At 62.8% G+C, this 13389-nt stretch carries 14 protein-coding genes and 1 pseudogene; all 15 read left to right on the top strand.

All coding sequences use genetic code 11. The features are described 5' to 3' along the window. Positions 1–7 precede the first annotated feature (7 nt). Positions 8–1447 (top strand): Y4yA family PLP-dependent enzyme, encoded by a 1440-nt coding sequence (locus tag ACR9ZC_RS03250; protein ID WP_481579102.1) that lies wholly within the window; start codon positions 8–10, stop codon positions 1445–1447. Further along, on the top strand, positions 1434–2483 hold the full coding sequence (locus ACR9ZC_RS03245) for a PLP-dependent cysteine synthase family protein (protein ID WP_481579101.1): 1050 nt from the start codon (positions 1434–1436) through the stop codon (positions 2481–2483). Before ACR9ZC_RS03250 ends, ACR9ZC_RS03245 begins: the two co-directional genes overlap by 14 nt. Positions 2484–2503: 20 nt before the next feature. Continuing rightward, positions 2504–3646 (top strand): NAD/NADP octopine/nopaline dehydrogenase family protein, encoded by a 1143-nt coding sequence (locus ACR9ZC_RS03240; protein WP_481579100.1) that lies wholly within the window; start codon positions 2504–2506, stop codon positions 3644–3646. A gap of 13 nt (positions 3647–3659) precedes the next feature. Then, positions 3660–5594, top strand: a complete 1935-nt coding sequence (locus tag ACR9ZC_RS03235; RefSeq protein WP_481579099.1) for an IucA/IucC family protein — start codon at positions 3660–3662, stop codon at positions 5592–5594. Continuing rightward, positions 5591–6853, top strand: coding sequence for an MFS transporter (locus ACR9ZC_RS03230; protein ID WP_481579098.1), 1263 nt, complete (start codon positions 5591–5593; stop codon positions 6851–6853). The genes ACR9ZC_RS03235 and ACR9ZC_RS03230 overlap by 4 nt, the downstream gene beginning before the upstream one ends. Before the next feature lie 34 nt (positions 6854–6887). Next, positions 6888–8102 (top strand): ABC transporter substrate-binding protein, encoded by a 1215-nt coding sequence (locus tag ACR9ZC_RS03225; RefSeq protein ID WP_481579097.1) that lies wholly within the window; start codon positions 6888–6890, stop codon positions 8100–8102. After that, complete coding sequence (locus ACR9ZC_RS03220) at positions 8099–9160, top strand: FecCD family ABC transporter permease (protein WP_173255654.1); 1062 nt, start codon at positions 8099–8101, stop codon at positions 9158–9160. The genes ACR9ZC_RS03225 and ACR9ZC_RS03220 overlap by 4 nt, the downstream gene beginning before the upstream one ends. Further along, on the top strand, positions 9154–9927 hold the full coding sequence (locus tag ACR9ZC_RS03215) for an ABC transporter ATP-binding protein (RefSeq protein WP_481579096.1): 774 nt from the start codon (positions 9154–9156) through the stop codon (positions 9925–9927). The genes ACR9ZC_RS03220 and ACR9ZC_RS03215 overlap by 7 nt, the downstream gene beginning before the upstream one ends. Before the next feature lie 134 nt (positions 9928–10061). After that, entirely contained in the window at positions 10062–10490 is a 429-nt protein-coding gene (locus tag ACR9ZC_RS03210) for a transcriptional regulator (RefSeq protein ID WP_481579095.1), read from the top strand. A gap of 120 nt (positions 10491–10610) precedes the next feature. Then, positions 10611–10985, top strand: a complete 375-nt coding sequence (locus ACR9ZC_RS03205; protein WP_481579094.1) for a VOC family protein — start codon at positions 10611–10613, stop codon at positions 10983–10985. A gap of 93 nt (positions 10986–11078) precedes the next feature. Then, positions 11079–11375 (top strand): annotated as a pseudogene (locus tag ACR9ZC_RS03200) (hypothetical protein); the annotation flags it as partial. Between the two features lie 5 nt (positions 11376–11380). Further along, positions 11381–11740 carry a phenylalanine--tRNA ligase beta subunit-related protein gene (locus ACR9ZC_RS03195; protein ID WP_481579747.1) on the top strand — a complete coding sequence of 120 codons (360 nt, stop codon included), beginning with the start codon at positions 11381–11383 and terminating at the stop codon, positions 11738–11740. A gap of 239 nt (positions 11741–11979) precedes the next feature. Next, a complete protein-coding gene (locus ACR9ZC_RS03190; protein ID WP_481579093.1) occupies positions 11980–12363 on the top strand; it encodes a hypothetical protein in 384 nt (127 codons plus the stop codon). 13 nt (positions 12364–12376) lie between these two features. Next, on the top strand, positions 12377–12811 hold the full coding sequence (locus ACR9ZC_RS03185) for a hypothetical protein (RefSeq protein ID WP_481579092.1): 435 nt from the start codon (positions 12377–12379) through the stop codon (positions 12809–12811). Between the two features lie 34 nt (positions 12812–12845). Further along, on the top strand, positions 12846–13325 hold the full coding sequence (locus tag ACR9ZC_RS03180; RefSeq protein WP_481579091.1) for a lytic transglycosylase domain-containing protein: 480 nt from the start codon (positions 12846–12848) through the stop codon (positions 13323–13325). Positions 13326–13389 lie beyond the last annotated feature (64 nt).

The raw sequence follows: 13389 nt of genomic DNA, 5'->3' as shown, positions 1-13389 counted from the left end.
GATACGGATGCAAACTCATCGCTCGCATCGGCAAGACCGAACGCAAGGCGTCCAGGTGTTCGAACCTGCCTCGCTGCGTCCCATTCTGGCGCCGGCGCTCGAACGTCTCGTGCACGGCGCGCCGCAAGCGTTGGTCGACATGACGCGGCAGTACGGCTCTCCGCTCAACGTCGTGGTACCGGGCACGCTGGCTCGCAACATCGACGCGTTTCGCGCGGTGCTGCGCCGGCACGATCTGCGCTTCGAGATTCTTTACGGCGCGAAGGTCAACAAGTCGCCCGCGCTCGTGCGTGCGGCGGTCGACGCAGGCATCGGGGTGGACGTATCGAGTCTCTACGAAATGCGCGATGCGCTGCGCGCCGGGATCGACCCGGCCCGGTTGTGTGCGACGGGCCCGGCGAAGACACGAGTCTTTCACATGGCACTGGTCGCCAATGCAGCGTTGATATCGGTCGACTCGAGCGAGGAGCTGGCGGACCTCGAAACGATCGTCCGCGAGATCGAACCCGACCGGCCCGCACGCGTACTGCTGCGCTATCGCCCTGAAGAGGCACCGGCGAGCCGCTTCGGTATGAATGCGGCGGATTTGCTCGCCTGCATGAAGCGGTTGGCTCTGCGGAGCAATTCATTTTCTTTCGAGGGTTTTCATTTTCATCTCGGCGGATATCGTTACGAGACGCGGGCCAGCGCCATGCGCCAACTCGTTCATTTCGTCGATGCGGCTCGCGCGATGGGCCTCGTTCCGAAGATCGTCGATATCGGCGGCGGAATGCCGATCAGATACGTCGATAGTGCGGAATACGAAGCGTTCGTTCGCGCGCAGAACCCGAACCACTACCGCAACGGCAAGATTCCCGCATCGTTTTATCCCTATGGCGGCCCGATCGGTGCCTGCGAGTGGCTGGACCGGTTGCTCGGCTCGCCCTGCACGGACGGTATGTCCATCGCACGGTATCTGAATGCGCAAGGCCTGACGCTGACGATCGAGCCGGGAAGAAGCCTGGCCGACCAGACGGCCGTATCGATTTTTCGCATTACCCGTGTCAAGGCGCAGGCGGCGGGCGAGGCCGTCGTCTTCGTCGAAGGCAGCAGCTTCAGCGCGTGCGAAACGTGGTTCGGCTCGGAGTTCCTGGTGGACCCGATCGTCGTATCGGTGCATCCCACCAACGATGAAACGCGGACCGCGGTACCGGTGCGCGCCTGGATCGCCGGACACAGCTGTCTCGATGAAGACGTCTTGACGAATCGCCTCGTTCATTTTTCGAGAAGACCCCAAGCCGGGGATCTGCTGGTCTATGCCAACACAGCCGGCTACCAGATGGACCTGCTCGAAAACGAATTTCACCGCCATCCCATGCCGCGCCGGATTGCCGTGGCATTTGACGCCACGGGCGGCATGGACATTTCACCTGACGATCGAATGGAGAATCGGAATGATTTTGAATAAAGTCACCGACCTGATCGGAAACACACCTGTCCTGAGTATTTCTGTTCCAGCCCGGCAGGCAAGGCTGTTGCTCAAGATCGAGAAGAACAATCCCGGCGGCAGCATCAAGGACCGCATGGCGCGCAATATGATCGTCGCCGCGCTCAAATCGGGACGGCTGAGCCCGGGTGGCGTCGTCGTGGAGTCCTCCTCCGGCAATACGGGCATTGGCTTGGCGATTGCCGCCGTCGAGTTCGGTCTGCGCTTCATCGCCATCGTCGATCATCATGCGGCGCCCGACAAGATTGCCGTCATGCGCGCTTTGGGCGCCGAGATTCGTTATGTCGAAGGCACGTACCGCGAAGACGAAGTCGCGGTGGTCGAGCGCCAGCGTATGGCCGCGAAGGTAGCGAGCCAGATTCCCGGCGCCGTCTTCATGAATCAATCCGATAACGCGGCCAACGCGGGCGGATATTCGGAGTTCGTGAGGGAAGTCATCGCCGAGGTGGGTGGGGTGGATGCCTATGTGGGCTGTGTCGGGACGGGCGGTTCGATGACCGGCATCGCGCGCGGGCTCAAAGTCCACAACCCGCGCACGACGACCATCGCTGTCGAGCCCGACGGATCGATCGTCTTCGGCCAGCCGGGGCACCCGTACTATCAATCGGGCACCGGCACACCGGCCGGCGATACGGTCGGACTCGTACTCGATTACAGCTGCATCGACATGGGCGTGCAAGTGGGCGATGCGCAAGCGTTCGAGACCGCCCGCTATATGGCGCGACGCACGGGGTTGCTCGTCGGTGGCTCGACGGGCGGTGTGATCTACAAAGCGCTCGAACTGATCCATAGGGGAACGATCTGCGGCAACGTGCTGGCCGCGGTGGCCGACGGCGGCGAGAAATATTTGAACACGGTCTTCGACGAGACGTGGCTCAGGGAGCGCAATCTGCTCGACGCCGCGGTTTGGGACCAGCTCGATGGCTGGCTTGGACAGGAACATCCAGCCGAGCTGCCGCGCGACATTCCGCGTTTGCACGCGGTGCAGGCCGCATGACGGCGAGCGAAGCGAATCCCATGTCCACTCTGAACGTGGTGGTATGCGGCGGCGGCCGAACCGGGCATCTCGCGGCGGTGCTGTTCAAGCAGATCCCCGGTGTGCGCGTGGCGCTGTTGACGAACAACGAGTATGCGATCGCGCGCGCTCGCGAGCACGAGAACGGCATCGTCGCAGTGCTGCCGGATGGCAGCCGATGCTTCGGTCGCCTGGATGCCATCGCGTGTGACCCCGCCACGGTGCTCCCGGGTGCCGATATCGTCGTCGTAACGGTACCGGCGCATGTACGGCCGGCACTCGTGCGGGCCATCGCGCCGCATCTGCCAACGGACAAGCCCGTATATGTCGGCGCGATCCCCGGCTTTTGCGGCTTCGATTGGCTCGCCGAGCGCGCGTTCGGCGAGCGCCCCAACGTCGTCATTTGGGGAATGAAGGATGTCGCGCATATCGCGTCCGATTTGCAGCCCGGCGAATCGGTCCGCATGGGGGGCGCGAAAAGCGTGCTCCATGTCGCGACGCATGCGCGCGAGAGCGATGCGTCGCGCCGCGTACTGCTGGCGCACTTGCGGCGCCTCTATGCGGCGCCTGTCGAGTTGCTCGACGATTATCTCGAGATCACGCTGACGCCGGGCAATCCGATCATGCACAGCTCCGTGATCTATGGGCTGATCGGCCCATACGGGCAGTGGCATGGCAAGACGTTTGCCGCCCCGATCTGCTGGTGGACCGATTGCCCAGAACTCGGAGCCTATTTCCTCGAACGCAGCGACGAAGAGAGTCAGTTGCTGTGCAAGACCATCGAACGCCGCCTGGGCGTGGACCTTTCTTCCGTCAAACCATTGAAGCAGGAGATCGTCGAGGCCTACGAACAGCAGATTCGCGATCGCGACACGATGCTGTCGGTGTTGCGCACGAATCGGGCATACGACGGCATCCAGGCTCCGCTGATCCGTGCCTCCGATCGCCCAGGGTACGTCATCGACAGGACGCATCGCGCCTTTCACGAAGACGTGGCCTATGGGCTTGCGCTGCTGGTGGAAATGGGCCGCCGCCTTGACGTTCGCCTGCCTCATATCGAAGAGGTCTTTCGCTGGAGCGTGTCCTACATGGGTGGACTACGTAGCTCCGCGCTCGACTACTTTCCCGAAACCTGGCCCGCCTGACGCAGGACACTTCATGAACAACACGCTTTTGCCATTGCAATCCGACGATGTCCGTTGTGCCGAGCGCCATGAGACGGCGCTGAACCTGGCGCGGCGCAATGCGCTGCGGCGCGTGGTGCGCTGCCTTTTCGCCGAGAAAATCATCGCCACGGACAAACTCGTCTTCGCGCCGGTTGGCCCCAGTGCATGGCTGCCGCTCTGGGATACGCGCGCGCTGCTGTTCTTCAGCAATCTCGAGTCCGCATTGGCCGATACGTTCGTCAATCACGGCACCGTGACGTTGATCGGTGTCGAAGGCACGCGCGAGGAGATTCTCAGCGCGGCACGGTTGATCGATCTGCTACTGCCGTACTTCGACTTCGCGCCGAGCGAGGAAGGGGTAGCCGGGCTCGCGCGCGACATCGCCAACAGCATCGAGAACGACGCACTCGCGCGCATTCACCGGGACGGTTGGAATGCCGATCTGCGCGCCGACATCGATGCGAGCGCAGCCGCGGGCTTTGCCGACTATCTTCGCAAGCAGCTGAGCGTGCGCGACGCCGCGATATTGCTTGACCAATGGGGCGCACTCGAGGGCCACCCGTTCTATCCCACGTGGAAGAGCAAACCGGATCTCGATGCGCGGCAAGTCGCGGCGCTTTCTCCCGAATTCAATGCGACGGTGGCAGTGCGCATCGCGGCCCTGCGCGGCGACATGGCTCATATCGAGCGGATGCCGCATGTCGAGAGCTATCACGATTGGTTCTCCGAGAATTTCCCCGAGGTCTGGGCGCGCTGGAAGGACGGCTTGAACGAGAAAGGGCTCGACGAGCGTGCTTGGCTGCCGCTGCCGATTCACGCGTGGCATCTCGAACATTTCGTGCACGAGGAATACGCAGCCGAGATCGAGGAGGGCATACTCATGCTCGACGGCCCGGATATCGAGACGTGGCCGACGATGTCGTTTCGCACCATGATGCCGCGGTTGCCGGGTGCCGTACCGTTCATCAAGCTGCCTGTCGCACTTTGGCTGACGAGCGAGCAACGCAGCCTGCAAGCGAAATCGATCCATATGGGACCGCGCATCAGCACGCTGATCCAGCGCATCCTGGCGGACGAGCAGGGCTTCGACCAAACGCTCGAGATTTTTCCCGAAGAAATCGCATTTCACTATAAGCATGCTGTGCGGCAGGAGGACAGGCCCGGACGGCATTTGTCGGTCGCGTTCCGCGCGAGCAAGGACGCGTTCGAGCGTTCGGACGGACTGCTGCCGGTCACGGTGGCGTCCTTGCTGAGCGCATCGCCGATCGATGGCCGGCCGCTCGCGGCCGAGTTGATCGAAACGCGCGACGCTCGACGCGCCACGGCGAAAACGGCCGAAACGGTCGAAGCGTGGTTCAGGCAGTACGCGCATGTCGTCACGCATCCGGTGATCGGCATCTATCTGCTGTACGGTATCGCGCTCGAGGCGCATCAGCAGAACACCTCGGTGCTGTTCGAGGCTGACGGCACCCCGAAGCGCCTGCTGATTCGCGATTTCGGCGACGGACGCACCTACGCGCCGCTGCTGGCCGCCCGCGGGCACACGCTCGAGCCTTATGTGCATCCCGGCATCCTGCCCACGGTTTTCGAGGGCGATATCGAACCCGTGCGTGCGTTCGTGCTCGACGCGTGCTTCGTCTGCCATCTGCACGAAATGGCGCTGTTGCTCACGCGCGAGTATGGGCTGGCTCCCACGCGCTTGTGGGGGATCCTCCGTGAGGAAACGGCCCGGTCGTTCGACGCCTTCGCCTCGCGAGTCGATCCGACGTTGTGGGAGACAGAGCGCGCTGCGTTTCTCGAACATCCGTGGCCGACGCGCTCCGTCTTGCGCATGCATCTGCTGAGATACGCCGACTACCGGCTTCAGCATCATCTGCCCAATCCATTGCGACATGCGGTGACGGCGCTTCGCGGGACCGACCGATGACACACGCCGGCGCCTCGCTTGCACCGCCGCGCGCCACGCGGCTGATTCATGTGCTGTTCGCGATCCAACTCGTCTCCATGGGTGCGATGGAGATGAGCGGCCCGTTCTGGCCGCTTCGTCTCAAGGCACTCAGTACATCGAATCTCGAGTTCGGCTTTGCGGGTGTTGCGGTCTATGTCGGGCCGATGCTCGGCATCATGTTGACCAGTGCGTTGTGGGGCCGCATCGGCGACCGCACCGGGCACAAACTCATGATGATCCGGGCGTTGCTGGGCCTCGCATTGACGCAGCTCGCGCTGGCATGGGCGAGCGATGTCTGGGCGATCCTCGCGCTGCGTTTCGTGCAAGGCGCGTGCGCCGGCTATATTGCGCCGGCCCAGACTTATGGGGTGGGTATCGTTGCGCCGTCGCGGCGCGCACGCCTCTTTGCGTATCTGCAGGTGTCGACGAATCTCGGATCGCTGACGGGGGCTGTCGTCGGCGGGCTGATTCTCGATAACGCGACGTTTTTCTGGATCAATTTCGTCGCCGGCCTGCTTTGCTTGTGTTGCGCCATCGCCGGCGCGGTCGTCCTGCCGGATGTGCGCGCACAGCAGCCCGCGCGGATAGATTCCCCCGCACCGACGCAGGCGGGCGGGGCGGGGGCGGGCGCGGCATTTCTTTGGCGAGCATCTCCAATACCGGGCCTGCTCGGCATCGTGGGCATTCTGCTCGTGAGTCGGACGATCACGCAGACACCGTTCTCGCTTTACGTGAGCTCGACATTCAAGGCCGACAACTGGGTCGTCGGCCTGTGCTACGGCATGCTGTCCTTCGGATTCGTCGTTTCCGCCGCCCTGTGGGCCCGTTACTTCGAGAACCGGCTGCGCAGCGAGGCGCTGCGCGCCATGACGTGCGTCGCCATCGCATGCATGGCCCTCACGCTGAGCGCGGCGCTCACGCGGCATATCGCCGTTTTCGTGGCGATCCATTTTGCGTGGGGTGTGCTGCTCGGCGCGACGACGCCCGTGCTGATGTCGTTGATCTCGCGCGCCGCCGGAACGGTTCATCAAGGGTATGTGCTCGGCATCGCGCAAAGCGTGACTCAGTTCGCGTCGATCACAGGCATTGCGCTGGGTGGCTGGTTGAGCGGCGGCCTGGGCCTGCGATACACCTATTTTTTCGTGGCGGCGGCCTACGCATTCGCCGTGGCTGTCATCCTCGTGCTCTCGCGCGATCGGCATCCTGTCGCACGTGCGCGGGTTTCGGTCCGACAGTAACGGGGTTCATGTTTATTCATCGCTATTTCCCGCAATGACAGAAAAACGCCAACGGCGCGGCACCGCGATAGCCGCAGTCACAATTGCCGCGCTCTGCGTCGTGCTCTCGGTATGGTGGTTATCGAAGCCGGCTGTGCAGTCCGCGGAGGCTTCGGCTGTACCGGCCTCCGGTACGCCCGCGCTGACGACAGTCACGGATTTGCTGGGGCGCCGGGTGCAGGTTCATGTGCCGGTGCGCCGGGTGATCCTGGGCGAGGGGCGTCAGCTCTATCTCGTCGCTGCACTCGATACCGACGATCCGATCAAGCGGATCGTCGGCTGGCGCAAGGACTTGATTCAATCGGATCCGGATACCTGGTCCGCCTACCGGACCAAATTCCCAAAGATCGCAGATATTCCGACGTTCGGCGGATTCGAGGACGGCACCTTCGACATCGAGCAAGCCGTTTCGCTCGAGCCCGATGTGATTCTGATGAATATCGAGGCGAAGCGCGCGACCGACGATGCGCGATACACGGAGAAATTGAGCGCGCTGGGTATTCCCGTGGTGTATGTCGATTTTCGCCACCATCCGATCGAAAACACCGAGCCGACGATGCGCCTCATCGGCAAGCTTTTCGGCAAGGAGGCGCGCGCGGAAGCATTCATCGCGTTTCGCAACGAACAGATTCGGCGGGTGACGGACGTCATCGCCGCCCGCCGTCCGGCGAGACCGAACGTGTTCATCGAACGCATCGGCGGCTATACGGAGGACTGTTGCCTCACTTTCGGGAACGAGAACTTCGGCAAGTTCGTCGAAATGGCGGGCGGGCATAACGTCGCCGACGGCATCGTGCGCACGACGTTCGGTCAGTTGAACCCCGAGCAGGTCGTCGCCGCGAACCCGGATCAGGTGATCGTGACGACCGCGAATTGGGAGGCCTTCGTGCCGCATGGACACTGGATCGGTCTGGGCCCGGGCGCGGACATGACCGAAGCCGCGCGCAAGCTCGAGTATTTCACGGCGCGACCGGCTTATGCGGGCATCGCCGCCAACCGAAATCGTGCGTTTCATGCCATCTGGCATCAGTTCTACAACAGCCCATACGATTTTGTGGCGATTCAGCAACTGGCGAAATGGTTTCATCCCGAGCTTTTTGCCGACCTCGATCCCGATGCCACATTCCGCGAATTGCATAAGCGTTTTTTGCCGGTCGATTACAAACCCGGTTATTTCGTCAGCCTGCCCGCGAAGGAGCTTCATCAATGAGTTCGGTGTCCCTGCCCACTACGGTCGAACGTAGCGCCTATCGCGGGCTCGTGCGCCGCAAGAGGCTGCTGCTCGGCATCGTCGCGATCGCGCTGATCGCCAGCGTGCTCTGCGATCTCGCGCTCGGACCGGCAAGCTATCGCCCCGCCGACGTGTTGCGCGCCGTGCTGAGTCCCGCCTCGGTACCGGATCAACTGCGCGTCGTGCTGTGGGAGATTCGCATGCCGGTGGCCTTGATGGCGGTGGCCGTCGGCGCTGCCTTGTCGCTGGCCGGTGCGCAGATGCAGACCATCCTCAACAATCCGCTTGCCAGTCCATTCACGTTGGGCATCTCCGCGGCAGCCAGTTTCGGTGCCGCGCTGGGGCTGGCGTTCGGCATCAAGCTGCTGCCCGTGGCTGTCGACTACATCGTGCCGCTCAATGCGTTCGCCATGGCACTCGTTTCGGCGATGCTGATTCATTTGCTCAGCACGCGGCGCGGCGTCACGGCCGAAACCATCGTGCTGCTCGGCATTGCACTCGTGTTCACCTTCAATGCCCTGCTTGCGCTCGTGCAGTATCTGGCGACCGAGCAGGCCGTGGCCGCCGTCGTGTTCTGGACGATGGGCAGCCTCACCAAGGCCACGTGGGCGAAACTCGGCATCGTCAGCGCGGCGATCCTCGTCATGTTGCCGATCTTCGCGCGACGCGTATGGCAATTGACGGCGCTGCGGCTCGGCGACGACAAGGCGGCAAGCTTCGGGATCGACGTCCCGCGGCTGCGCTTGCAGACGCTCATCATGGTCAGCGTGCTGGCGGCGTTTCCGGTCGCTTTCGTCGGCGTCATCGGTTTCGTCGGCCTCGTCGGGCCGCATATCGCCCGCATGCTCGTCGGCGAGGATCAACGCTTTTTCCTGCCGGCCTCGGTGCTGACAGGTGCGTTGATGCTCTCGGCGAGCTCGGTGGTCAGCAAGACCATCGTGCCGGGCGCGATCTTTCCGATTGGGGTGGTCACGTCCCTCGTCGGCGTGCCGTTTTTCATTTCGCTGATTCTGAGCCGCAAGAGGAACACATGGTGAAGCTATCGCTCGAGGGTGTCGGCGCCGCGTACGGCGCCCGCCGGATTCTTTCCGATGTCAGCACGCCCGTGTTCAAGGGCTCCGAAGTGATCGCGGTCGTGGGGCCTAATGCAGCCGGCAAATCGACGCTGTTCAAACGCATCGCGGGGCTCGTCGACGGGCCCGGCGAGGTGCGGATAGAGGGGTCGCGTCGCGGCATGGACGGCATCTGCTACATGCCGCAGGACTCGGTTGCCACCGCTCGGCTGACTGTCTACGAATCCGTGCTGCTGGCGCGCAAACAACGCCAGCCGACATGGACCGTGCATGAAGACGATCTCGCGTTGATCGACACCGTCATGGCATCGATCGGCATCGGCGAGCTTGCGTTTCGCCATCTGGACGAGTTGAGCGGCGGACAGCGTCAGCTCGTTTCGATTGCCCAGACGCTCGCGCGCGAGCCCGAAATCATGCTGATGGACGAACCGACGAGCGCGCTCGATATGCGCAGACAGTTTCAGGTGCTCGGCTTCATCCGGAACATTGCGATGGCGCGGGGCATGATCGTGTTGATCGCGCTGCACGATTTGAATCAGGCATTGCGCTTCGCCGATCAGGTGCTCGTGATCGCTGACGGCACCGCGCGCGCCAGCGGCCCCTGCGAAGAGGTCATCACAGGCCAGATGCTGCGTGACGTGTACCGGATCGAGGCGCGCGTGGAGCGCTGCTCGATGGGGGCGCGACACGTCATCGTCGATGGTGCCATGCACGATCTGGCAGTGGCGTGACGCATCGAACACGCACGGCCTGCGCCTCAGCGACTTTCGTTCGATCCGGCGATCCGGCGGTCCGGCGGTCCGGCGATCCGGCGATCCGGCGATCCGGCGGTCCGGCGGTCCGGCGATTCCACCACGGAGGGCGAATGACCATCGAAATACGCACTGAACCCGCATACTGCGTAGCGCTCAAGCCAGTCTCGTTTCTGCGGGCGTCGGAGATCGTCGACGAGGGCGACGTCTGCCGTCTCGCGGTGGCGATTCGCAATGCCGGCGACTGGACGACGCCGATTCCGATCGAGAAGGAGTCGGGGATCGTGATGGACGGCAATCACCGGCTACGCGCCGCGGCTGTGCTCGAGCTTCGCTATCTGCCATGCGTGCTGCTCGACTATCGAGACCCGAGGGTCTCGGTTACGCACTGGCAGACAGGTGAACCGTTTTGCGTCCGTCATATCTGCAAGCGGATCTTGCAGGACAAGCTTCTTTTTCCGTATAAAACGACGCGCCACAGCTTTGCCCCTCGGCTTCCGTGCACGGAGATACCATTGTCGCTGCTGCGCGGCGCCGTCTGATTCCCTGGGGCCGGCATGGCGGCGGCAAACGAACGATGCGCGGCGCAATTTTTGTAAAGCCTTCGACGGGCAGCTGATGGACAATCGCTTTGCTGTTCCAACGATCTCAGGAGGCGTCAAATGCTGGACCACGTTTCTATCGGCGTACGGAATATCGCGAAGGCCAAATTGTTCTACGACGCGGCGCTCGGTGCGCTCGGGTATCGCCGTTTGCGCGAGGCCGCCGACTTGCTCGGGTATGGCGCGGATTCCCCGAGGTTCTGGATATCCCCCACCGATCACCCCGTCGATCCCGATATGCGCACCGGGCTGCATTTTTGCTTTACCGCACCGGACCGTGAGAGTGTCGACGCATTTTATAAACAGGCGCTGGAGGCGGGCGGGCGCGACAACGGCAAGCCCGGCATACGCGATCTCTACGCGCCGGATTACTATGCCGCTTTTGTCATCGATCCGGATGGATATCGGATCGAGGCTTACTGCGGCGGGCAATAGCGGGACTCGCCAGCTGCTGCAATTTCGTTCAAGACGGCCAACGCCCCCTTCGTCACGATACGGACTTTCCGTATCGGCAGAGGAGGCGATTCGATGTATTTTCGACATGCTAGAGAGATCTGGGAGGATCATCCCGCTCTGGTTCCCGGCGTGCTGTTGGCGCCGGAAATCACCGACGGCGTCGACGTCGATGGACGCATCGCAAGGTTTCAAGGGATGGCCCGGTCGCGGCTGAGTCAGGTGGCAGAAGGCGAATGGCCGGAGATCCAAGCCTGGCGGCGGGCTTTTGCCAAGATGGGATGCAAGCCCACGCAATACCGCTGCGCCGCCGAATTGTTGCTTCGGCGTTTCCGAAAGGACGGCGCTTTGCCGCGGCTTCATCCGCTGGTCGATCTATGCAACGCGATCTCGCTCGCATTCGCGGTTCCGATCGCTGTATTCGACGTCTTGCGGCGGGCGACGAACACTATCTGTCCTTTGCCGGCGAAGTCGAGTCGCCCGAGCCCGGCGAGGTGATTTTTGCGGATGAGGCGGCGTGCGCGCACGCTCGACGCTGGACACATCGGCAAAGCGCGGCTTCAGCGGTTCGTTCGGACACCAAGCACGTATTGATCGTTATCGAAGCGCTTCATGCTACGGCGATGACGGACATTGGCACGGTGCTCGATGTCCTGGCTCGTGAGGTAAGCGAGCTATGGACTGCGCCGAAGGCACAGGCGATATTGACAAAGACATCGCCCGCTTTCGAGTTTTAAACGCCGATTCGGATTTCTTTCACGATGCAATTGAAGCGGTCCCTTCGCTATTGGGCTTTTGTCATATGAAAATGACGAAACCCCTCTGCGCCGATGAAAGGTGAGGACGCTATTCAGCGTTCGTGGAATTCCGCGATCCTGCTCGCTACCGGGGAGCCCAGTGGGTTGGGGCTTTCTACGCTAGAGGGCTAAATCATTTCTCCGCGCTGCCGATAAGGCATTCCTTAGCGTGGAGAAGAATGTTGAGACTGCTCGCCAGCGTTTTCGTCGTGACCGCTTTTGCCGGTTGCGCCCAGTTGCAGGCAATGCGCCCCGATGCCGGCAATGCCGACGCCAAAACGCAGCCTGCTTCGGCGAGCGTCGTCGACCTCGTCATTCCCCCGGATGCGCTCGGGGCGCGCGATCCGCAATTGAGCGAGGTGCTTGCCAAGGTGGGCGCCGTGGCCGCAAAGCAGCCGCAGCCGACGACGATCGTCGTCGCCGCGCTGGCGCAGGATTTCGGCTACCTCGATCAGGCAGTACGACGAGGCATCCCGCCTCAGCGCGCCGGGGTCGTTCGCATCGATAACGTGGCGACGGGAAGTTGCCAACCCTATAGCGTCAGGGTCAAGCCGACCGAGTGACAGGAGACGATTCATGTTGCGATTCACGATTGCTCTTGCACTCCTGCACGCCTCGCAATGCACATTCGCGGCCCCGGGGAGCACGGACGCTACGCCCGTCGCTACGACGGCAGGCGCACCGGCGATGAAATTCGTCGCGCCTGCCGATCCCGACAAACTGCTGCCGCCCTTGCCGCCGCTCGCGTCCTTGCCGACATCGGCCGCGCAAGATGTCGAGGATCTGAAGGACGACGCTCCAGCCCCGCGCGGCACTCATCGTTCCAAAAAGGCGTTGCGTGCACGCGCTCATTCCACCAAGCCCGCCGAGATAGTCGTGCGCACGGTGGTCAGCCCGGAGTCGCGCGCCTACCTCGCGTCGATGTCCAGCAAGCTTGATGCTGTGTTGCGCGGGACCGCGAACGATGCGCGTTCGGCGGCCGACGCCGTATCCGTTGCCATGACGCGATGATTCGCCGCCGCCAGCGCCAGGGGAGCCTAGTGCAATGAAGAACCTTTTACCGGCTCGCCGCCGTTGCCGTAACCCGGTATGGATGCGCCTTGCGCTCGCGCTTGCCTGCACGGTCGCATTGAATGGCGCTGTCCACGCCGAGGCGGACTGCTATGAGCAGGCCGGCGCTTATCAGGGCGTCAATCCGCTGATCCTGCGAGCGATCGTTTGGTTCGAATCGAAAGGCAATCCGGAGGCCGTGCACCGCAACACGGACGGCAGCGTCGATATCGGAGAGGCGCAGATCAACTCGATTCACTTCAATGAGTTGCGCCGCAATGGCGTTCCGCCCGGGGCGCTGCGCAATGGCTGCGTGAATGTCTATGTGGCCGCGTGGATGCTCAAGCAGAAAATGCTGCGTCACGGCAATACGTGGCGAGCCATCGGCGCTTATCACTCGGAAACGCCGCGCCTGCGCGATCAATATGCGCGCGACATTCACGCGGTACTCGTTTCATGGGGCGCATCCGAATAGCGGGGGAGCTCTTTTGGCGCGGGCGAGCCGGAGGGGCGCGACTCGCATGCCGCGAGCCAACGTC

The organism is Trinickia sp. HAY1-2D (genome assembly GCF_056754935.1).
Note: the sequence above shows the minus strand (reverse complement) of the source record. Positions and strands in the feature narration are given on the sequence as shown.